The sequence below is a fragment of the Propionicimonas sp. genome (assembly GCF_034927565.1).
GTDB lineage: Bacteria > Actinomycetota > Actinomycetes > Propionibacteriales > Propionibacteriaceae > Propionicimonas.
The window spans coordinates 53,834-75,514 of record NZ_JAYFPT010000054.1 but is presented as its reverse complement, the minus strand read 5'-3'; the positions used below and the strand labels follow the sequence as shown (position 1 = coordinate 75,514).

Annotated in this window: 19 protein-coding genes; 12 read left to right on the top strand and 7 right to left on the bottom strand. The window is 68.0% G+C overall.

Annotation, left to right across the window (positions count from 1 at the left end; translation table 11 throughout):
- Nucleotides 1–123: 123 nt before the first annotated feature.
- Nucleotides 124–777, bottom strand: a complete 654-nt coding sequence (locus VB080_RS11025; RefSeq protein ID WP_323418492.1) for a phosphotransferase — start codon at nt 775–777, stop codon at nt 124–126.
- 61 nt (nt 778–838) lie between these two features.
- Between VB080_RS11025 and VB080_RS11020 the strand changes: the two genes are divergently transcribed.
- Both VB080_RS11020 and VB080_RS11015 read left to right on the top strand, forming a co-directional pair.
- Complete coding sequence (locus VB080_RS11020; RefSeq protein WP_323418491.1) at nt 839–1,117, top strand: type II toxin-antitoxin system prevent-host-death family antitoxin; 279 nt, start codon at nt 839–841, stop codon at nt 1,115–1,117.
- A gap of 2 nt (nt 1,118–1,119) precedes the next feature.
- Nucleotides 1,120–1,557 (top strand): type II toxin-antitoxin system VapC family toxin, encoded by a 438-nt coding sequence (locus VB080_RS11015; protein ID WP_323418503.1) that lies wholly within the window; start codon nt 1,120–1,122, stop codon nt 1,555–1,557.
- 7 nt (nt 1,558–1,564) lie between these two features.
- On the opposite strand, the gene VB080_RS11010 is transcribed toward VB080_RS11015, so the two are convergent.
- On the bottom strand, nt 1,565–3,778 hold the full coding sequence (locus VB080_RS11010; protein WP_323418490.1) for an ABC transporter ATP-binding protein: 2,214 nt from the start codon (nt 3,776–3,778) through the stop codon (nt 1,565–1,567).
- An 86-nt stretch (nt 3,779–3,864) separates the two neighbouring features.
- Here VB080_RS11010 and dtd point away from each other — a divergent pair, with 86 nt between their 5' ends.
- From dtd to VB080_RS10960, 10 genes are all read left to right on the top strand, one after another.
- Complete coding sequence (dtd, locus tag VB080_RS11005) at nt 3,865–4,290, top strand: D-aminoacyl-tRNA deacylase (RefSeq protein ID WP_323418489.1); 426 nt, start codon at nt 3,865–3,867, stop codon at nt 4,288–4,290.
- A 116-nt stretch (nt 4,291–4,406) separates the two neighbouring features.
- Nucleotides 4,407–5,081 (top strand): response regulator transcription factor, encoded by a 675-nt coding sequence (locus VB080_RS11000; RefSeq protein ID WP_323418488.1) that lies wholly within the window; start codon nt 4,407–4,409, stop codon nt 5,079–5,081.
- Between the two features lie 73 nt (nt 5,082–5,154).
- The gene (gene mshD / locus VB080_RS10995) at nt 5,155–6,063 is read left to right on the top strand and encodes a mycothiol synthase (protein WP_323418487.1); all 909 of its coding nucleotides are present in this window, start codon (nt 5,155–5,157) and stop codon (nt 6,061–6,063) included.
- Complete coding sequence (locus tag VB080_RS10990) at nt 6,060–8,183, top strand: RNA degradosome polyphosphate kinase (protein ID WP_323418486.1); 2,124 nt, start codon at nt 6,060–6,062, stop codon at nt 8,181–8,183. The genes mshD and VB080_RS10990 overlap by 4 nt, the downstream gene beginning before the upstream one ends.
- A 1-nt stretch (nt 8,184) precedes the next feature.
- Nucleotides 8,185–9,090 carry an NUDIX hydrolase gene (locus VB080_RS10985; RefSeq protein ID WP_323418485.1) on the top strand — a complete coding sequence of 302 codons (906 nt, stop codon included), beginning with the start codon at nt 8,185–8,187 and terminating at the stop codon, nt 9,088–9,090.
- 285 nt (nt 9,091–9,375) lie between these two features.
- A complete protein-coding gene (locus VB080_RS10980) occupies nt 9,376–10,500 on the top strand; it encodes a phosphate ABC transporter substrate-binding protein PstS (protein ID WP_323418484.1) in 1,125 nt (374 codons plus the stop codon).
- An 86-nt stretch (nt 10,501–10,586) separates the two neighbouring features.
- Nucleotides 10,587–11,573, top strand: coding sequence for a phosphate ABC transporter permease subunit PstC (gene pstC / locus VB080_RS10975; protein ID WP_323418483.1), 987 nt, complete (start codon nt 10,587–10,589; stop codon nt 11,571–11,573).
- Nucleotides 11,573–12,637, top strand: coding sequence for a phosphate ABC transporter permease PstA (gene pstA, locus VB080_RS10970; RefSeq protein WP_323418482.1), 1,065 nt, complete (start codon nt 11,573–11,575; stop codon nt 12,635–12,637). The genes pstC and pstA overlap by 1 nt, the downstream gene beginning before the upstream one ends.
- 16 nt (nt 12,638–12,653) lie before the next feature.
- A complete protein-coding gene (pstB, locus tag VB080_RS10965) occupies nt 12,654–13,433 on the top strand; it encodes a phosphate ABC transporter ATP-binding protein PstB (RefSeq protein ID WP_323418481.1) in 780 nt (259 codons plus the stop codon).
- A 198-nt stretch (nt 13,434–13,631) separates the two neighbouring features.
- Nucleotides 13,632–14,501: a DUF2510 domain-containing protein gene (locus tag VB080_RS10960; RefSeq protein WP_323418480.1), complete on the top strand. Its 870-nt coding sequence runs from the start codon at nt 13,632–13,634 to the stop codon at nt 14,499–14,501.
- 3 nt (nt 14,502–14,504) lie between these two features.
- Here the strand turns inward: VB080_RS10960 and VB080_RS10955 are convergent, their stop codons facing one another.
- The 5 genes from VB080_RS10955 to VB080_RS10935 all read right to left on the bottom strand — a co-directional run bounded on the left by VB080_RS10955 (nt 14,505) and on the right by VB080_RS10935 (nt 21,571).
- Nucleotides 14,505–16,385 carry a CASTOR/POLLUX-related putative ion channel gene (locus VB080_RS10955; protein ID WP_323418479.1) on the bottom strand — a complete coding sequence of 627 codons (1,881 nt, stop codon included), beginning with the start codon at nt 16,383–16,385 and terminating at the stop codon, nt 14,505–14,507.
- A gap of 179 nt (nt 16,386–16,564) precedes the next feature.
- Complete coding sequence (locus VB080_RS10950; protein ID WP_323418478.1) at nt 16,565–17,680, bottom strand: ABC transporter permease; 1,116 nt, start codon at nt 17,678–17,680, stop codon at nt 16,565–16,567.
- Nucleotides 17,680–19,176 carry a sugar ABC transporter ATP-binding protein gene (locus tag VB080_RS10945; protein WP_323418477.1) on the bottom strand — a complete coding sequence of 499 codons (1,497 nt, stop codon included), beginning with the start codon at nt 19,174–19,176 and terminating at the stop codon, nt 17,680–17,682. The genes VB080_RS10950 and VB080_RS10945 overlap by 1 nt, the downstream gene beginning before the upstream one ends.
- An 85-nt stretch (nt 19,177–19,261) precedes the next feature.
- Complete coding sequence (locus VB080_RS10940; RefSeq protein ID WP_323418476.1) at nt 19,262–20,398, bottom strand: sugar ABC transporter substrate-binding protein; 1,137 nt, start codon at nt 20,396–20,398, stop codon at nt 19,262–19,264.
- Between the two features lie 117 nt (nt 20,399–20,515).
- Nucleotides 20,516–21,571: a Gfo/Idh/MocA family oxidoreductase gene (locus VB080_RS10935; protein WP_323418475.1), complete on the bottom strand. Its 1,056-nt coding sequence runs from the start codon at nt 21,569–21,571 to the stop codon at nt 20,516–20,518.
- Nucleotides 21,572–21,681: the final 110 nt, after the last annotated feature.

Here is a 21,681-nt window from a genome sequence, read left to right as displayed (position 1 = left end):
CAACAGCACCCGGGCAGGATACCTTCCCCAACGATCCCTGAGCCTGTCGAAGGGCCAGCGCCCAGCCTTCGAGGCTGGACCCGGAAGCTCGTCGGCTGCTTCCCTGGATGTCTTGCCGGGGTATCAGCCGAACAGCCGTAGCACGTGTCTCCTGGGGGCCTCGCCCCAGTCGGCGGCCTCATCATCAGTCGCCTCGGCGAGCGCGCCCAACCAGGTTTCGGCCCGGTTGATCGGGTGCGTCAGTGCGGCCGCCCGCAGAAGTGCACGAGTCCCCGCCGGATCGACGAGATCGCCCCACCGATCGGCGTAGGCCTCGAACACCGGCTGCCACGCGAGGCCGTCCGATTCGAGAACTGCCTGGGGGATGCACAACACCTCGGCAGCCGGCGCCCACTGGGCGTCCCCGAAGTCGAACCGGCCCCGGTCGCAAGCGAAGACGTTGCCCGGATGCAGATCACCGTGCTGAAGCGTGTCGGGCAGGGCGGCGTCCACGAGCAGGTCGCCCGCCGCCGCCACGCTCCCCCGACGATCGGCCAGCAACGCGGCCTCCTCATCGGTCAGCCGGCTGGGGTGACCCACCGGCATGGTGCGCAGTCGCTCGTACACCGCGTCGAAGCGCTCAAGCACCGTGCCAGGTGCGCAGTCGGGGAGTCCGGTCGCCAGCATCGCGTCCCGGTGCCCGGCCACCGCTCGCTGCAGGTCGGCCGCCCGTTCCACGACGAGCCGCCAGTCGTCGAGGGTCGGCTCGTGGTCGGCGCCCAGCGTCCGCCCCCGCACCCGGCACGGTCACCGCAGCATGGCCATCGCCGACCGTGCCACCTGGTGCTACCCTGTGCTCATGGGTGCCCCGCAGGAGATCAGTCAACGTGATCTGCGGATGCGCTCGCGGGAGATCATGGACGCGGTGGAGCGTGGCGAGTCGTTCACGGTGACCCGCGACGGACGCCAGATCGGCGAGCTGATCCCGTTGCGCCGGCCGAAGCGCTTCGTCGGGCGAGCGGACTTCGTCCACGCCTCGCGGCAGCTACCCGTGATCGATGCCGACCGGTTCCGGGCGGACATTGACGCAGCCATCGACTCCGCCATCGACGATCCGTTCGAGCGAGCCGTCAGGTGAGCATGCGGCAGGGCATGCTGGACACCAACATCCTGATCCTGCGTGCCCTGATCGACGAATCCCTGCTACCGCAGGAGTGCGCCATCAGCGCGGTGGTCCTGGGTGAACTCGCCGCTGGTGTCCACCAAGTGCGACCGGATCTCCCGGACGCAGACCTGCTGCGTTCGGAGCGGCTGGTGCTGCTGCAGCAGGCGGAGGCTGAGTTCGATCCGATCCCCTACACTGCCGCAGCGGCACGGATGTACGGACGGATGGCGGCCGCCATCCTGGCGCTGGGCCGGGTGCCCCGCAGCCGGACATCGGACCTGATGATCGCGGCCACCGCCGCCACCGAACAGTTGCCGCTCTGTACCACCAACCCGGACGACTACCGCGGCCTCGAAAAGCTGGTCACCATCGTGGCCATCCCCCGGCCGCACCGGCCGGCGGCTCACACCTGACTACCGTTCACACCGGCATATCGGCCTTGGGTGGGCCCAGCCGGTGCTGCAGCCTCGTCCCATCGCAGAACAGCACCGCGTCGTCACAGCGGGCCTCGACAGTGCCGCCGCCGAACTGCTCCTCATACAGCCGGGCGTACAGGCCGCCCCTGGCGAGCAGTTCAGCGTGGGTGCCCTGCTCGATCAGTTCTCCGTCGGCGATGCCGAAGATCACGTCGGCGTTCATGATCGTCGAGAGCCGGTGCGCGATCGCGAAGGTGGTGCGGTCAGCCATCGCATTCTCCAGCGCCTCCTGCACCAGCCGCTCGGTGGCGGTGTCGAGAGCGGAGGTGGCCTCGTCCAGGATCAGGATGCGCGGATCCTTGATCAGCACCCGGGCGATCGCCAGCCGCTGTTTCTCGCCGCCGGAGAGCCTGAAACCACGTTCGCCGGTGATGGTCTCGTAGCCATCGGCGAAACTCATGATCCGGTCATGGATGTTGGCCGCCCGGCAGGCCTCGACAATCTCGGCGTCGGTGGCGTCCGGACGGGCGTAGCGCAGGTTCTCGGTGATGGTGCCGTGGAACAGGTAGGGCTCCTGGGTGACCATCCCGACTGCGTCCGCCAGCGAGTCGAGGGTGACATCGCGGACGTCGCGGCCGTCGATCAGCACCGCCCCCCTGGTCACCTCGTGCAGCCGCGGGATCAGGTAGGTCAGCGTGGTTTTGCCCGACCCGGACGGCCCGACGATCGCCGCCAGCTGCCCCGGTTCAACGGTGAGCGAGATCCCCGACAGCGCCCAGCGCTCGTCGTCGCTGATCCGGCCGTCACCGTCCAGATCCTCGCCGGGCCGGTTGTCCGGCGGCTCGTCCGCCGAGACCGGGGAATCGGGGATCGCCACCGCGGGCGCCAGCCCGAGGACGGACGCGCTGCGCACCACCAGCCCACCGGCTCCGTCGGCCAGACTGGTCATGGTCGGCACCTCGAGGGCGCGGTAGTCACGGCCGTAGCGGCTTGACCGGCGCTGCTTGCGGGCCTCCCGCCGGGCGGCCTCCTCGATCGCCTCGGGGCTCGCACCGGCCGGGGTGGCGAGCGTCCGGGGCTCCGGGTAGCGGAACCAGACGTCGCGCAGTTCAACCCGGCCGCGCACTTCGGCGAGTGGCCGGGCGTCCGGTGCGTCGGTGATCGACGGCTCCATGTCGAGGTACTCGAACAGCCGCCCGAACAGGGCGAACGAGGTCTGGACGTCCATCGTCACCCGCATCAGCCCGACCAGCGGCTGCTGCAGCCGGGCCTGCAGGGTGGTGTAGGCGATGATCGTGCCGGCCGTGAGCGCCTGGCCGCCGATCAGGGTCCCGCCATTGATCAGCAGGCCGGCGACCAGGTAGACGATCGCCGGGGTGAGCCCGAAGAAGGTCGAGACGATGGAGAAGAAGGCCTGCCCTGTCATCGCCTGCTTCAGCTGCAGCCGGGTTTGCCGACGATTGGCCCGGCGATACCGCGCCACTTCAAGTTCGGAGCGGCGGAACACCTTCGCCAGCAGCACTCCGGAGACACCCAGCGACTCCTCGGTGATCGCGGTCATCTCCGAGAGGTTCTCCTGGGTGCGCTTCTGCAGTTGCTTGCGCCGGGCCCCGACCCGGAGCTGGATCACCATGAAGACCGGCATCAGGATCAGGCTGATGATGGTCAACTGCCAACTCAGCAGGATCATCGAGACGAACGCGGCGATCACCGTCACCACGTTCTGCAGGATGGTGGAGGCTGTCGTGGTCAGGACGTTGCGCACCCCCGAGACGTCATTGGCCAGCCGCGACTGGATGTCGCCGGTCTTGGTGGAGGTGAAGAAGGCCAGCTCCATCTTCTCCAGGTGCTCGAACAGCGACACCCGCAGTTCGGCCATCGCCGCATTGCCCACCCGGTTGGTGAGGTAGGTCTGTCCGACCCCGATCAGGGCGCTGACCAGTGGGATCGCGATCAGTCCACCGACCAGCCAGGAGAGCAGGGTGAGATCGGGCTGGCCGGTACTGCCGTCAGGTTGAACCGGGAACAGCGCGTTGTCGAATACCGCGCGGGTGAGGAAGGGCGCCACCGAGCTCAGCGCCGCGGAGACGACCACCGTCACAGCCACCAGCAGCAGCCACCACCGGTAGGGGGCGAGCAGGCTGGCGATCCGCCGGAGCATCGACTGGTCCGGCGTCCCGGCGATCGGCCCGGTGCGCGGGGCCACCAGATCGGACATGGGAATCACTCTCCCACCGCCTCCGGCAGCGGCCAACCAACCGTCGCTGATGGTGAGATGACGTCCGGCGCCACTACGATCGCGGCGTGCGAGCGGTGGTGCAGCGGGTGTCGGAAGCGTCGGTCTCCGTCGACGGCGAGGTGGTCGGGCGGATCGACTCTCCCGGGCTGCTGGTGCTGCTCGGGATAACCCACGACGACACCGCCGAGGTGGCCGACAAGCTGGCCGGCAAGATCTGGACGCTGCGCATCCTGCCCGACGAGCAGAGCTGCGCCGATGCGAACGCACCACTGCTGGTGGTGAGCCAGTTCACCCTCTACGCCGACACCCGCAAGGGCCGCCGTCCTTCCTGGTCGGCGGCCGCGCCGCGTCCGGTCAGCGAACCGCTGGTCGATGCCTTCGTCGCCGCCCTCCGCTCCCGCGGCGCCCAGGTGGCGACCGGCCGGTTCGGCGCCCACATGGCAGTCGAACTGGTCAACGACGGCCCGGTCACCCTGGTCCTCGACGGCTGAGGGGACCAGAACACCGTCGCCTCAGCCCCCTTGCGCCATCCATCCCGGGCTTCCCGCACCCCGGCCCGGCCCGCGACCACTATTCTGACTGCCGAGGCGACACCGGGGAGGTGAGGATGGCGCAACTGCTGGTGGTCAGCAACGCCCTGGCCCAGGAGGGCTCCGCCGAACGATCTCTGCCGGTGCTCACGCTGCTCCCCCACGAGATCCACCTGATCGCCGCCGACACCCAGGCGCTCACCGAGTCAGCCAGGGTCGACCTGGTTGTGCTGGACGGCCGGGCCGATCTGGCCGGTGCCCGGATGATGGCCCGGCTGTTCGGCTCCAGCGGCAGCACCGTCCCGCTGCTGCTGCTGCTCGCCGAGAGCGGGCTGGCCGCGGTGAGTGCCGACTGGGGGCTGTCGGACGTGATCGTCGAGACCGCCGGGCTGTCGGAGTGGGAAGCCCGGATCCGGCTGCTGATGACCGCCGGCGGCAACGACGGCCTGATCTCCTCCGGCGGCATCGTGATCGACGACGCGGCCTACTCCGCGGTCAAGGACGGCGAGCCGCTCGACCTCACCTACACCGAGTTCGAGCTGCTGAAGTACCTGGTGCAGCATCCCGGCCGGGTGTTCAGCCGAGAGCACCTGCTGGCCGATGTCTGGGGCTACGACTACTACGGCGGCACCCGGACGGTGGACGTCCACATCCGGCGGCTGCGCGCCAAGCTCGGCCCCGAGCACGAGGCGCTGATCGGCACGGTTCGCAATGTCGGCTACCGGTTCTCCCCCGAGGGGACTCGGCGCTGAGCGCCGGCCGGTCCCGAGGGCGAGCGTGATCGGCCACCTCCCTCGGGCGAGCCGCGGGCGTTACCCTGCTCGCATGTGGAAGTCATCCCTCACCACTGACGAGGCTGCCGCCGTTGACGCGCTGGTCGACCGGGCGGCGGGCGTCGACGGCACTTCCGCCCTCAACGAGGACGCCCACCTCGCCCGCAACACTGGCTCCTACCGCCACCTGCTCCACCACGAGGACGGAGAGCTCGCCGGCTACCTCGCCTACAGCGCCGACCACGGCACCACCCAGCTCGTGGTCGACCCTGCCCAGCGGCGTCGCGGTATCGGACGCCGGCTGGTCGACCAGCTGGCCGAACTGGCCGCGCCGCGGCTGTGGGCCTTCGGTGATGCCCCGGCCGCGCGAGGGCTCGCGCACCACTTCGGCCTGGTCGAAGGACGTGCCCTGCTGGTGATGGAGAAGGTCTTCGAACACAAACCGGGCGATTTCGGGGACTCGCGTGGATTATCCACGCCAACCACCTCTACTGCCCGGTTTGTGCGCGCGGCCACCGGGATCGAACTGCGCGGGTACCTCCCTGGCGACGCCAAGGCGCTGCTGGCAGTGAACGCGGCCGCCTTCGCCCACCACCCCGAGCAGGGCGGGTTGGACGCCGCCGGTCTGGCATCCCGGATGGCCGAGGACTGGTTCGACCCCGAAGGCCTGATCGTCGCGGTGGAGGACGGCCGGCTGCTGGGCTTCCACTGGACCAAACGGGTCGGTGACGTCGGCGAGGTCTATGTGCTCGGCGTGGACCCGTCGGCACAGGGTCGGGGCCTGGGGCGGCGCCTGCTGGCCGCAGGTCTCGACCACCTGGCGAGCGCGGGTTGCCGGAGCGTGATCCTGTACGTCGACAAGGCCGATACAGTCGCGGTAGGACTGTACGAGTCAGCCGGATTCGCCGTCATCCACCGGGACGTGCTCTACGTCCCCCAAGGGGAGCAGGAGGGAGTATGAGCGACGCCGCGAACGCCCCGGGCGCCGAGGCTGCCGAGAGACTTCCCGACCTGCCCGGCGACCGGTTCAGCGACCGCGAGCTGTCCTGGCTGGCATTCAACGAGCGGGTGCTCGACCTCGCGCGCGACGCGGTGCGGGTGCCACTGCTGGAGCGCGCCCGTTTCCTGGCGATCTTCTCCTCCAACCTCGACGAGTTCTTCATGGTGCGGGTCGCCGGTCTGAAGCGCCGGATCGCCGCCGGGGTCGCCGTCCCCAGCGCCTCCGGCCTGCTGCCCCGCGAACTGCAGGACGTGATCCTGGCCCGGATCCGCGAACTGGTGGACGCCCAGTGCCGGGTGTTCACCGAGGAGATCCGGCCCGCCCTGGCCGAGCACGGCATCGAGATCCTGCGCTGGGACCAGCTCACCGCCGACGAGCGCGGCCAGATGACCGACCTGTTCGAGGCACGGATCTTCCCGGTCCTCACCCCGCTGGCGGTCGACCCGTCCCACCCCTTCCCGTACATCTCCGGGCTGAGCGTCAACCTGGCCGTGCTGCTGAAGAACCCGGTCACCGGCGCCCGGCAGTTCGCGCGGATCAAGGTGCCCACCATCCTGAGCCGGTTCATCCCGCTCGGCGGCGGCCGGTTCGTCCCGCTGGAGGACGTGATCGCCAGTCACCTCGGCGAGGTCTTCTCCGGCATGCAGGTGATCGGCCACAGCACCTTCCGGGTGACCCGCAACGAGGATCTCGAGGTCGAGGAGGACGACGCCGAGAACCTGCTCTACGCGCTGGAGAAGGAATTGCTGCGCCGCAAGGTCGGCCGTCCACCGGTCCGGCTCGAGGTCGAGGACGACATCGACGAGAAGATGCTGGCGCTGCTGAGCAGCGAACTCGACATCAGCGAGAAGGAGGTCTTCCGGCTGCCCGGCCCGCTCGACCTCACCGGGCTGTTCGCTCTGGCCGACCTCGACCGGGAGGCGCTCACCTACCCGGCCTTCCTGCCCAAGACCCATCCCGAGCTCGCCGAGGTCGAGACCGCCCGCCCGGCCGACCTGTTCGCCGCGCTCAAACGGCACGACGTGCTGCTGCACCACCCCTACGACTCGTTCGCGACCTCCGTCCAGCGGTTCATCGAGCAGGCGGCCGCCGACCCGTCCGTCCTGGCAATCAAGCAGACCCTCTACCGCACCTCCGGCGATTCACCGATCATCGATGCCCTGATCGAGGCCGCGCAGGCCGGCAAACAGGTGCTGGCGCTGGTGGAGATCAAGGCCCGGTTCGACGAGCAGGCCAACATCGAGTGGGCCCGCAAACTGGAGAAGGCCGGCTGCCATGTGGTCTACGGGATGCTCGGGCTGAAGACCCACTGCAAGCTCTCGCTGGTGGTCCGCGAGGAACCGCGCGGGCTGCGGCGGTACTGCCACATCGGTACCGGCAACTACAACCCCAAGACCGCCCGGCTGTACGAGGACATGGGGCTGCTGACCTCCAATCCGGTGATCACCGAGGACGTGGCCAGGCTGTTCAACCACCTCTCGGGGATGTCCCAGGAGACCGGCTACCGGCGGCTGCTGGTGGCACCGCACAGCACCCGCAAGGGGATCATCGCCGCCATCGACTCCGAGATCGCCAACCACCGCGACGGGATCCCGGCACGGGTGCGGATCAAGGTGAACTCGATCGTGGACGAGGCGATCACCGATGCGCTGTACCGGGCATCGCAGGCCGGCGTCCCGGTCGATCTGTGGGTACGGGGCATCTGCAGCGTCAAGGCCGGCATCCCCGGGCTGAGCGAGAACATCCGGGTCCGGTCCATCCTGGGCCGCTTCCTGGAACACAGCCGGTTGTTCTGGTTCGCCAACGGCGGCCATCCGCTGGTGGCGATCGGCTCGTCCGACCTGATGCACCGCAACCTGGACCGCCGCGTCGAAGTGCTGGTCGGGCTGACCAACCCCCGGCACATCGCCCAGATCGAGTCGCTGTTCGACCTGGCCTTCGACGACCGGACCGCGTCCTGGTGGCTCGAGGGTGACACCTGGACGCCGCGCACCCTGGACGCCGACGGCGCCCCGCTGCTCGACATCCAGGAGCACCTGATCAACGTCATGGGTCAGCGTCGCGCCGAAGTGGCCCGGTGAGATGAGCGACAGGCAGAACGCCACGAAACGGGGCGGCAAGCGGATCGCTGCCGCCGGGACGGTCGTCTTCCGTACCAAGAAGGGCGTGCAGCAGGTGCTGCTGGTGCACCGTCCGAAGTACGACGACTGGAGCCTGCCGAAGGGCAAGGTCAACCCCGACGAGTACCTCGCCGCCTGCGCGGTGCGGGAGACCCGGGAGGAGACCGGCGTCCGGGTGCGGCTGGGGGCGCCGGTGGGCCGGGTTCGCTACCCGGTCTCGTCCGGGCAGAAGTCGGTGGATTACTGGCACGGCCACGCGGTGCGCAATGGCAGGCACAAGCCGACCGCCGAGGTGGACGAGACCAGCTGGATACCGGTCGACCGGGCGCTGTCCATGCTCACCTACGGCGACGAGGTACCGGTGCTGGAACGGGCGCTCGCCCAGCCGGACACCGTCGCGGTGCTGGTGGTCCGGCACGCCAAGGCGATGCTGCGCAAGTACTGGACCGGACGCGACCAGGCCCGTCCACTGGACTCGCGCGGCCGCCGGCAGGCCGAGGCGCTGGTGCCGCTGCTACGGGCGTACGGGGTGTCACGGGTGGTGTCGTCCAGTTCGACACGCTGCGTGCAGACCCTGAAGCCCTACGGTAAGGCTGCCAAGATCGACGTCGAAGCCTGGACCACCTTCAGCGAGGAGCAGGCCACCCAGAACCTCAAAGCGGTGCCGTCGCTGATGAAACGCCTGGTCAGCGAGACGCTGGAGCGTGGCGAGCCACTGGCGATCTGCGGCCACCGCCCGGTGCTGCCGACCATGCTGGACGCCCTCGGCGTCCCGGTCCGCCCGCTGCAGCCGGGGGCGGTCCTGATCGCCCATCTCACCCCCGACGGCGCCACCGCGTCCATCGAGTTCCACAAACCCCGCGTCTGAGCCAGCTCCGGGTTCGTCCTTGAGTCAGGCTCCGGAAGGTCAGCTGACTCGAGTTGGAGCGGTCCCCAACCTGGGTCAGCAGCCGTCGGGATGGTGCGGCGGAACCGTCCCGTCGAACCGGGCGGTAGCGGGTGGTCTCGGACGGGTAACGATGCCGCGCAGAGCTTCCGCGGCAATTCACCGGTTGTTCACCATCGGGTTCCCCACCGGTCAACCGGCACTGGCAGTTTCAACGGTGAGCAATCCGCTCGACAGACAGGAACGTACCCATCCGAAGGGACGCGCGTGAAGATCACCCGCATTGCCGCCGCCGTCGTGGCGGTCACCACAGCCTTGAGCCTCGCAGCGTGCGCTGCCAACGAAGCGCCGGCCAGCTCGGCCGCGCCGGGCGGCGAGAACTCGGCTCCGACCACCTCCACCTCCGGCACCGCGCTGTCCGGCACCCTGCAGGGCATCGGCGCCAGCTCGACCAAAGCCGCGCAGGAGAAGTGGATCGCCGACTTCCAGACCGCCAACACCGGGGTCACCATCAACTACAAGCCGGACGGCTCCGGCGCAGGCCGGGAAGCCTTCATCGGTGGCGGCGCCGACTTCGCGGGCTCCGACCGGGCTTTCAAGGACGAGGAGCTGGGGGCGGGCAAGTTCGCCGGCTGCGCAGCCGACTCCAGCGCGCTCAACCTGCCGATCTACATCTCGCCGATCGCGATCGTGTTCAACGTCGAGGGGGTTACCGACCTCACTCTGGACGCCGCCACCACCGCCGGCATCTTCACCGGCCAGATCACCACGTGGAACGATCCCAAGATCGCCGCCACCAACTCCGGGGTGACACTGCCCGACGCCACGATCACCGCGGTGCACCGTGCGGACGGCTCCGGCACCACCAACAACTTCACCGACACCCTGAGCAAGCTGGCCGGTGAGGTCTGGACCTACGGTGCGGCCGACGACTGGCCCGAGGCGCTCAGCGGCGGCGAGAAGGCTACCGGCACCTCAGGCGTCATCGACGCGGTGAAGAACGGCAAGAACACCATCGGCTACGCCGACGCCTCCGCCGCCGGCGAGCTGGGCAAGGCCTCGCTCCTGGTGGCCGGCACCCCGCAGCAGCCGACTGCCGAGGCCGCTGCTGCGATCGTCGACCATTCCCCGCGGGTCGAGGGCCGTCCCGAGCACGATCTGGCGCTCAACCTCGATCGCGCCGCCGAAGGCGTCTACCCGGCCGTGCTGGTCTCCTACGCCCTGGTCTGCGAAACCTACCAGGACTCGGCCAAGGCCGAACTGGTGAAGGCCTACCTCGGCTACGTCGCCTCTGCCGAGGGTCAGGCGGCAGCCGCCTCCGCCGCAGGTTCCGCTCCGCTGTCGGCCGATCTGCAGGCCCAGGTCAAGGCGTCGCTCGACTCCGTCAAGTGACCGGACGCACTGTGGCGATGGTGGCCGCACGGCCTACCATCGCCACAGTGCGCGCCCGGTGACCAGGGTCAGACAAAGGGAAGGCCATGTCGACAACCAAACCAGTGACTCCGCCGGCGACCAGCCCGCCGGTCGCGACAGCGGACGCCCCGGCTGCTGATCGCCGCCCCATCGGAGACCCGGTCTTCCGCGGCTTGGCGGTCGGCTCCGGCATCACCATCCTGGTGATTCTCGCCCTGGTGGCAGCCTTTCTGCTGGCCCAGGGCGCGCCCGCACTGTTCGCTTCCTCGGAGGAACTGGAGTCGAGAGGTTACGGCGCCTTCTTCTCCTGGGTGGCGCCGTACGCCTTCGGCACCATCTGGGCGGCCGTACTCGCCCTGCTGATGGCGGTCCCGGTCTCGCTGGGCATCGCGCTGTTCATCTCGCACTACGCCAGCCGGCGGATCGCCCAGCCACTCGGCTACGTGATCGACCTGCTGGCGGCCGTCCCCTCGGTGGTCTTCGGCCTGTGGGGCGCCCGCACCCTGGCGGGAGCGGTCCAGGACCTCTATGTCTGGCTGGGCGCCAATCTGGGCTGGATCCCGCTGTTCTCCGGCCAGATCTCCGGCACCGGCCGCACCATCCTGACCGCCGCCATCGTGCTGGCGGTGATGGTGCTGCCGATCATCACCGGCCTGTGCCGGGAGATCTTCCTGCAGACCCCCACGCTGCACGAGGAGGCCGCGCTGGCACTGGGCGCCACCCGCTGGGAGATGATCAAGATGGCGGTGCTGCCGTTCGCCCGCCCCGGGATCGTCGCGGCTGTCATGCTCGGCCTGGGCCGTGCCCTCGGCGAGACCATGGCCGTGGCGATGGTGCTCTCCGGCGGTCGTACCATCACCTTCGAGTTGCTCACCTCCGACAACCCCAACACCATCGCGGCGACCATCGCCCAGAACTTCGGCGAGGCCTATGACCTCAAGCGCGCGCAGTTGATCGCCGCCGGCCTGGTGCTCTTCCTGATCACCCTGATCGTGAACATGATCGGCCGCTGGATCGTCGCCCGCCGCGCGGCCTACTCGGGAGCGAACTGATGACCACCACCGTCCGTCCGGTCTCCACCCGCCTCACCAGCGGACGGCTGCCCCGCTGGTTCCCCACCGTCGCGGCGCTGGTCGCGGTGGCGCTCGGGTTCGTCCTCAGCCAGATCGCCGCCGGCCAGGTGAACCTGGCAGCCGTCGCGGTGAGCGCCTTCGTCCTCTACCTGGTCATCGTCGAGGTGGCCGCCCGGGTCGTGGAGGGCGCCCGGCAGGCGTCCGACCGCCGCGCCCGGACGTTGATCTCGGCTGCCTTCGTGCTGGCGCTGGTGCCGCTGGTCTCGCTGCTGTGGGATGTCGTCACCCAGGGCATCCATCGTTTCGACCTGCAGTTCTTCACCTACTCGATGCGCAATGTGGTCGGGGAGGGGGGCGGTGCCGCCCACGCGATCGCCGGCACCCTGTGGGTGACCGGTTTCGCCGCGCTGATCTCCATCCCGATCGGCCTGATGACCGCCATCTACCTCTCCGAGTACGGCAACCGCGGCCGGCTGGCCAGCTCGATCACCTTCTTCGTGGACGTGATGACCGGCATCCCGTCCATCGTTGCCGGTCTGTTCGCCTATGCGCTGATGGCGATCGTGGTCGGCCCCGGGGCCTCCTTCGGATTCTCCGGCTCGGTCGCCCTGTCGGTGCTGATGATCCCGGTGGTGGTGCGGTCCTGCGAGGAGTTGCTGCGACTGGTGCCCAACGAGTTGCGCGAGGCCTCCTACGCGCTCGGGGTGCCGAAGTGGAAGACCATCCTGCGGATCGTGATCCCGACCTCCATCTCGGGACTGATCTCCGGCATCATCCTGGCGATCGCCCGGGTGATCGGCGAGACCGCGCCGCTGATGATCGCCGCCGGCTTCACCGCCAGCCTGAACAACAACCCCTTCGCCAACCCGATGATGACCCTGTCGGTGTTCGTCTACGACTCCTACAAGAACCCCGGGGTGGTCACCGAGCCGTACACCGATCGTGCCTGGACGGGCGCGCTCACCCTGATCCTGATCGTCATGCTGCTGAACCTGATCGGCCGCCTGATCGCCCGCCGCTTCGCGCCGAAGACCGGCCGCTGAACCCGAGGAGTATGCATTGTCCAAGCGCATCGACGTCACCGACCTGAACGTCTACTACGGCAAGTTCCGCGCCGTGGAGGGCGTCTCGATGACCATCGAGCCACGGTCCGTCACCGCTTTCATCGGCCCCTCCGGCTGCGGCAAGTCGACCTTTCTGCGGACGCTCAACCGGATGCACGAGGTGATCAACGGCGCCTACGTCGAGGGCGAGGTGCTGCTCGACGGCGAGAACCTGTACGGGCCCGGCGTCGACCCGGTGCGGGTGCGCCGGCAGATCGGCATGGTGTTCCAGCGTCCCAACCCGTTCCCGACGATGTCGATCAAGGAGAACGTGCTGGCCGGGATCACGCTCAACTCACGGCGGATGCCCGCCAGTGAGAAGGATGACCTGGTCGAGCGGGCGCTGCGCGGCGCCAACCTGTGGGAGGAGGTCAAGAACCGCCTCGGCCTGCCCGGCTCGGGGCTCTCCGGCGGTCAGCAGCAGCGGTTGTGCATCGCCCGGGCGATCGCCATGGCGCCCGAGGTGATCCTGATGGACGAGCCGTGTTCGGCCCTCGACCCGATCTCCACCCTCGCGATCGAGGATCTGATCCAGGAGCTGAAGAAGACCTACACGGTGGTCATCGTCACCCACAACATGCAGCAGGCGGCACGGGTGTCGGACACCACAGCCTTCTTCAACATCGCCGGCACCGGCTCCCCGGGGAAGCTGATCGAGGTCGGTGCGACCGAGAAGATCTTCTCCACCCCGGACGTCCAGGCCACCGAGGACTACATCTCCGGCCGCTTCGGCTGACCTGTGGGCCAGGGGACGGTTCCTGGGCCAGTCTGGGCCGGGGGACGGTTCCTCTGTCCGGTTGGGTGAGTCCCGGGAGGCGATTCCTGCGTCCCAGTCGGGGCCGGGCCGTAGAACCGTCCCCCGGTCCGCCGCTGATCCCACCGGCAGCCCGCGCCGGTTGCCGGACGACTTTTCCCCAGCCCCTACACTGCACTCGTGAGCGGCGCAGGATGGTATCCGGATCCGGGTGGCCAGCCCGGCATGTACCGGTACTGGACGGGGACCGAGTGGACCTCGGCGCTGACCGCGAATCCCGCGGTCACCCCGCCACCGACCAGTCCGCTGGCCCCACCCGACCTCGGCCCGCAGCGCCGCAACACCGTGTGGTGGATCAGCGGCGTCGCGGCGATCGTCGCGATCGGGGTGATCATCTGGTTCGTCACCCAGAGCATCAGCCGGGGCGGCATTCTGGGCACCGACCCGGTGGACCCGCAGGTGCCCAGCGGGGTGCCGTCGCAGAACGTCTGCCCCGCGCTCGATCCGACCCTGACCACCGAGCCGCCACCCCAGCACGGCGATGGCCGGGTGTACGGCGGCATGCTCTCCTACCCGATGCTGGGCAGCCCGTGGAGCGCCGTCCAGGGGGAGAACCGGGTACCGTTCGGCCGCGACGTGGCCGAACAGTCAGTCCTGGTCGAGGACAACTACGACGGCAACGGACACTCCTGGGTGGCCTCCGTCCTGGTCGCCGAGTTGGTCGCCGGCGACGGCTTCTTCAGCCCCGAACAGGGTGCCGAGATCGTCATGAAATGTGTGGTGGGCGTGTTCTACGGCGACGCTGTCGTGCAACGTGCCGACCAGGTCAACAAGGCCACCACCGTGGACGGCCACGACGCCTGGGTGATCGAGTCCCACCTGGGCTTCGACATCCCCGGCCTGCAGACCAAGGGTGAACTCGCAATCGTCGTGATCGTCGACACCGGCGTGGAGTCGGCCTCGCTGTACTACGCCTCGATCCCCGATACCGTCTCCGACCTGGTGCCCGACGCCCGCACCGCGATGGCAGGGCTGAAGGTCGACGCCTGACCGCTACCGTTCGTCGTCAGCCAGGACGATGAGGGAGTCGGCAGGCGCCAGCGTCAACCGATCCCGCTTGTCCGGGTTCACCGTCACCCCGTAGTTGTGGGCAGCGGAACGGGCATGGGCGCCCGTCCGGTAGCCGATCGCCGTCTCGCCGCGGGCCGCCGCAGCGCCGACGACGGTGTAGAAGTCGGTCTCCGCCCCCGGCCGCAGGTACAGCTCCACCGGACGCAGGTAGATCTCGCTGCCCTCGGCGCTGAACAGCTGGGCGAACACCTCCGCCAGCCGCTCGTTCTCGCTCACCTGGGCCAGCAGCAGGCCGACCAGCCGGTCGCTGACGATGAAGTCGTCGGCCCGGGTCACCTCGGCGAGCTCCCGGTTGCGGTCGTCCAGCATCTCGCTGACCACGTTCAGCCGGACGTCCGCGCGCTCGGCGATGTCGCGCAGGTGCAGCAGGGTCACCAGGGTGCGGGCGTCAGTGGCCTGGGCGCCGGGCTGGCCGCGGTCGGCCAGCACCAGGATGTGGTCGTAGCCTGCCACGTCCAGTTCCTCCAGCACCCCACGGCTGGTGACGTCGGCCTCCCGGAGTTCGACCGCGAGGCCCGGCACCACAGGAGCACCAGACGGCGGGGTGGCGGTCACCACGCACGCCGAGGAACCGGCCGGGACATACCCGGCCAACTCGCTGAGGATCTCCGGGACGCCGACGTTGTAGCCCAGGATCAGGGTACGTTCCGGCGCGGTGGACGGCGCCGAGCCGGGGACGATCACCGAGTTGTCGACCTCGCCCGGTGCCGCGGTCGCGATCGTGCTGTCGTCGTCGGCGATGACGATCAGCCGGTCCTCCGGCTGCACGGTGGTGTCTGCGGGCGGGTTGAGCAGGATCTCCTCGCCCCGGATCAGGCCGACCACCGTCGAGTCGGCGAAGGCGAACTGCGCATCGAGGTAGCTGCCGCCCGCCAGCTCGGGCTGCCCGGTGAAGTACAGCTCGCTGCCGGCGAAGTCCAGCAGCTCGGTGTAGACGGTGCTCAGCCCGCGCTGTCGGCAGGTCTGGGCGGTCAACCGGTGGATCAGGCTCCCGGTGAGCAGCCAGCGGACGTTCCCGTGGGAGACCAGCTGGGCGGCGTCCAGGTTGGCCGGATCCTGCAACTCGGCGACCACCTGCGGGCCGGCATCGTCCTCGGGAAGGGCGTGGGAGAGTGCCAGGACGGTCTTGATCGCGGCGGCGTCGGGGTCGGCGGCGTCCTCGCCGGTCAGCACGATCACGCTGCGGGCGGCCAGCGGGTTGCCGATCCGGATGTCGGCCGGCGACATCGGGTTACCGGTGCGGCAGATGATCTGGGTCCGTCCCGGATCCGCGACGTGCTCGCGGATCTCGTCCTCCATCTCGACCTTGTCGCGCTCGGCCAGCACCACGATCGCGGCCCGGCGGCGGGACGCGTTGGCCTCGACCAGTTCCTGCAGGATCAGCAGCAACTGCGGCGACCAGCCGAGGATCAGGGTGTGGTCGCGTTCGAGCACCAGACTGCGTCCCTTGCGCAACTGCTGCATCTTGTCGTCGAAACCGCCGGAGACGATGCCGATCAGGCCGGCGACGATGATCAGCCCACCGATGGTGACCACCAGCATCAGCAGCCGGAAGCCCCAGCCGAGGTCGGCGCCCATCGTCCCGGGGTCGAGGGTGCGCATCAGGTTGCCCCAGGCAATGTCCCAGAAGTCGCCGAAGTCGTTGTCGCCCGGATAGGCGCCAAGAACCACGACGACCATGGCCATCACCAGGACGAAGGCCACCGTCGCCAGCCCGAGCATGGCCATGATCGCGACGGTTCCGCGCGCCATCCAGTTGTCGAAGGCGTAGCGCACCCGCGCACGCCAGCCCGGCTGTGTCATCGTCCCTCCAGTTCGCCCGCGAGACGCCGCTGTCCCCGGCGTCCCTGCGCCTGCCAGCACCCTAGCGTCCAGGCTGCCGCTGCGGGCCGGGAGCGGGCGCACGCCAGACCGCCCCCGGCCCGCAGCACCTCGAACTCCAGGCACCTGTGATCAGGGCAGCAGACCTCCAGTGGGCGCCACTAGCCGGACGCCGGTTCAGTCGCCCTGGCCGTCGCTGCCGGGCGCCGGTGGCGTTGCCATTGCTGGAGTCTCTCGCGGATGGCAGGTCCGGCAGTCTGGACGAGGATGACCAGGATGAGGACGAGGCCCTGGAAGGTGTCCTGGATATCCGCGCTGAGCGCCGGGATGGAGACGATGATGAAGTCGATGGTGGCGTAGGACAGGACGCCGAACAGGACGCCGAGCATGTTGCCGCGACCGCCGGCCATCGCGATCCCGCCGAGGACGACGGCGGCGATGGCATACATCTCGTAGGCACGGCCCGACGAGGCCGGGGTGATGTTGCCGACCTTGCAGGCCTGGATGATGCTGGCAACCCCGACCAGCAGTCCGGTCACCATGAACACCGATGCCTGGATGCGCTGGGTGTTGACCCCGGACAGCCGGGCGGCCTTGGCGTTCGAGCCCACCGCGAAAACCGCCTTGCCGTACTTGGTGTTGTGGGCGATGAACACGAACAGCACCACGCAGCAGGCGAACAGCAGCGACACGAACGGGATCGAGAAGCCGGCAATCTGCAGCGATCCGGTGCCGAACTGCATCCGGAGGAAGTCGTAGGCGCCCGACCCGGGCTTCATGGCGAACTGACTGGACGAGGAACCACTCACCTCCGGCGGGATCTCCCGTACCGCCCACAGTGCCAGCGACCGGTAGATCAGCATGGTGCCGAGGGTGACGATGAACGGTGGGATCCGGGCATAGGCGACCAGGACTCCGTTCACCGTCCCCAGCAGCAGGCCCGTGCCCAGCGCAGCCAGCGCGGTCAGCAGGACGTTCTCGGTCGCATTGAACGCGATGACGGTGACGCCGGTGGTGAGCACCAGCGCCGAGCCGATCGACAGGTCAATCTGACCGGTGATGATCACCAGCGCCATGCCGATCGCCATCGTGCCCACGACCACCGTGTTCTGGCTGGACAGGATCGAGGAGACGTGCCCGGGGGTGAAGGCCCTGCCGTTCAGCTGGATCGTGATCGCGTAGACCACCAGGATCAGCAGGAACACGAAGATGTAGCTGTGGTTGTGCCACAGCGACGCCACCGCGCCCCCTGCGCTCCGGTTCTTCTTCTCTGCCATCATTCACCCTTTGTTACGTTGATCGCGTTGGTCGAATAGAGCATGACGTCGTGTTCGTTGATCTGGTCGTGCTCCAGGATGGCCACCACCGCGCCGGCATAGAGCACAACGCAACGATCCGAGACCTTCTGGATCTCGGGGATCTCCAAGGTGTTGATCACGATCGTCTTGCCCGCGGTGGCCAACTGCAGGATCAAGCCGTAGATCTCCTCTTTCGCGCCGACGTCGACACCTTGGGTGGGGTTGTCCAGCAGCAGGATCTCGGCATCGGTGTTGAGCCAGCGCGCCAGGAACAGTTTCTGCTGGTTGCCGCCGGACAGGCTCGTGATCGATCCGTGGGGGCTGTGGGCCTTGATACTGAGCGCCTGTCTCAGCGCCTCGTACTTCTCGATCTCCTGCTTGTTGTTGATCCACTGCCGGCGGGCGGACAGGCTGTGCTCGGCCAGATAGCCGTTCTCCAGCACGGTGGCGTCGGGGACTACCGAGTTCTCCTTCCGGTTCCCCGGCAGCATCCCGACCGAGCGGCGCATGAACCGCTGGATCGCGCCGGTGACCGATCTGCCCTCGACCTTGATCTCGCCGCTCTGGACGGGAAAGGCGCCGAACATCGCCTGCATCAACTCACTCGCACCCGAGCCGGCCAGGCCGGTCAACGCGACGATCTCTCCCCGCCGCAGGGTCAGGCTGACATCGGTGAAAGCCGTCGAGGTCAGATTGTCCAGTTCCAGCACGGGCTCGCCCAACCGACGCGGCTGGTACACGTCCTGATCGGCATACTTCTCGCCGACCATGTCCCGGGTGATGGCGAACGGCGTCGCATCGGCGATCGGCCCGGAGCTGATCAGCGCCCCGTTGCGGAACACGGTGTACGAGTCGGCGATCGCGAACACCTCCGGCATCTTGTGGGAGACGAAGATGAACGATCTGCCCTCGGCGCGCAACTTGTTCACGATCGAGAACAGGTGCTCGACCTCGTCGGTGCCGAGGGCGGTGGTCGGCTCGTCGAGGATCATCAGCGTGGCCTCGGCGTGCAGCGCCCGGCAGATCTCCAGCAGTTGCTTCTGGCTGGTCTTCAGCTCCGTGACCTTCAGCGTCGGATCCAGCTCGACGCCGAGTCGCTCGAACAGGGCACGGGAGGCCTCGATCATCTCCCGCCGGCGCAGGAAACCCAGGGGGTAGGTCAGTTCGTGGTTGAAGAAGATGTTCTCGCTCACCGTCAGGTCGTTGATGACGTTGAGCTCCTGGTGGACGAAGGCCACCCCCGCCTTCTCCATCTGCGTGATCGAGGGGTGCGGGTAGGGCTCGCCGTCGAACACGATCATGCCGCTGTCGGACGGCAGGACGCCGGCGAGGATGTTCAACAGGGTTGACTTGCCAGCTCCGTTCTCCCCCAGCAGGGCATGAACCTCGCCACGCTCGACGGAGAAGTCGACACCCTTCAGCACCTGGTTCTCATCGAACGACTTGTAGATCCCGGTCATCTCCAGCAGACTCACCGGCCACCCCCTTCCTCCCGCCAGCCTGTCGGCGGGCGCGCGACTTGCGCACCCGCCGACAGCACCGGACGCCCCAACGATTCGATCAGTGCCCGGTGAAACCTTCGAACTGGCTGACGTTGCTCTTGTCGACGATCCAGGTCGGCTCGTACTCGCCGTCGCCAGCCTTGAACGGCCAGTCAGTGCCATCCAGATACTGGAGCATGAAGTTGATCGCGGTGGTCATCATCTTCGGCGAGAACCACATGCTCATCAGGCCGTCGAAGTACTCGTCGGCGATCTTCGACTGCGAGGCCTTGCCCGCCATCACATCGTAGAGCTCCTGCATGCCACCGATGGCCGAGACGTAGACGTTCAGATCCTTCAGGTCCTGCTTTGCCGCATCGGTCAGGGTGTTGCCCTCCAGCAGGTTCATGAAGCCGAAGGTCATCTCATCGTCCATCGAGAAGATGTAGAGGTTGCCCCCGTTGGCCTTCGCGTCGGCGATGATGTCCGGGAGCTTCTGCTCCAGGTACTGGTAGGCCTTGTCAGCGCTCCAGTCACAGACCTCCTTGTAGGTGGCGGTCAGCGCGTTGACCTCGTCCTGTGTCCAGGCCTGGGTCGTCTTGCTGGTCTCCTTGGTCACATTGTCGGTGTACTCCCGGGTACCCAGCAGGAACTGCTCGAACCCCTCCTGGCGGCGCGAGCTGACGGTGCCGTTGTCGCCGATCAGGGTCACCAGGGTGTCACCGGGCTTCATGCCGTTCTTCTGCAGCCAGTAGCCGATGCCGGCGCCCACCGCCCAGTTGTCACCGGAGAAGTTCAGGACCGCCGACTTGTCCGGGCCCTCGATGATGCGGTCGAAGGAGATGAACGGGATGTTCGCCCCGATCAGGGCCTCCTGGCCCGACTTGGCCGAATCGTCCAGCGCGAAGAACACCACGCCCGCCGCATCGCCGTTGGCGATGATGGTCTGGACCAGGTCGTTCTGGGCCTCGCCGTCCGACGACGCCTGGTATTCGGCCTTGTACTTGCCTTCCTTGTTGATCTCGTCGACCCTGGCCTGGCCGTAGGTACCGGCCTGGGCCGTCCAGCCGTGGTCCGGGGTGGGGCCGAGAACGTAGACAGTCTTGCCGGCAGCCGCCCCCGGGGCGGCGGACTCGCCGCCACCAGTGGTGACACTGCAGGCGGCGGACGCGAGAACCATCGCGGCGCCGACCAGCGCGATCAATGCCTTCCTCATGGACTATTCCCTTTCTGTTCAACCCCCGGGTGCTTCCTCACACCCGTGGACTTAGTGGTTGTCGTTCACCATCGCCGCAGGACGCCCCGTCATCTGGTGACAAGGCGACCCGGCGGGTCATGGCAGCTCTTCTCCCTCGCCGATCCGGACGCTGCGGCGCAACTCGGAGGAGCGCTGGTTGGCGAAGATGACGTCCATGGCGTGCACGGCGGTGGCTCCTTCCGCGATGGAGGGCGAGTCGGTCAGGATCGAGGTGACGAAGGCATCGATCACACCGGTGGAGGTGCGGCCTCCGGTGGTCTGCTCCTTGTTCGAGGTCAGCTGATCGAGGGCGTAACGGTCGACCCGGTCGGGGGTCTCGACGATCAATGAGTACTCCGGGTCGTCATACAACCGCAGCACCCCACCGGTGCAGTAGATCCGGGTGGAGTTGTCCTCGGAGCCGTAGTCGGTCCAGCTGACGTTCATCGTGCCGATCGCCCCGTTCGCCATCGTGTAGATGGCGACGGCGTTGTCGTCCACGCTGACCGGAGAGCCGTCCGGCAGCTTCTTGTCCAGCGTGCCCAGCACCGCGGAGGTGGCCACCACTGGCTGACCGGTCAGGTAGTGGATCAGGTCGGTCTTGTGTACCCCGAGGTCGGCCATCACGCCGAAGGAGGCGACCCGGCGGTCGAAGAACCAGGAGTCGGCCCTTCCCGTCCAGCCTTCCGGGCCGGGGTGGCAGAAGTTGGTCCGAAAGGTGAGTACCTGGCCCAGCTCTGCGGAATCCAGGATCTCCTTCGCCCGGACATGTGCCCTGGCGAACCGCTGGTTGAGCCCGATCATCAGCCGCTTGCCGGCGCGCTCCGCAGCCGCCAGCATGTCCCGGCAGCCCTGCGGCGTGGTCGCCATCGGCTTCTCGCACAGCACGTGCGCGCCGGCGTCCAGGGCGGCGACGCTCACCTCGGCGTGCATGTTGTTGGCCACGCAGACACTCACTGCATCCACCCCGCTGGCCAGGAGTTCGGCGACGCTGTCACAGACCCGGCCACCGAACTGCCCGGCCAGGAGGGCCGAACGCTGCGGGTCGACGTCGTAGTACGCCGTGATCTCGCAGTCGGGATTCTCGTGGTATTCCGGAGCGTGTCGCACCTCGGCGATTTTCCCGCAGCCGATGATCCCGATTCTCAACACGCTGTACTCCCTCGGGTAACGTCACCATTGGCGTTCAAACTGAATGCATGCTTACGATAACCGCAGGTACTGAGTACCGTTAACGTCCTGAATAAAGTTGTTTTGAGCAA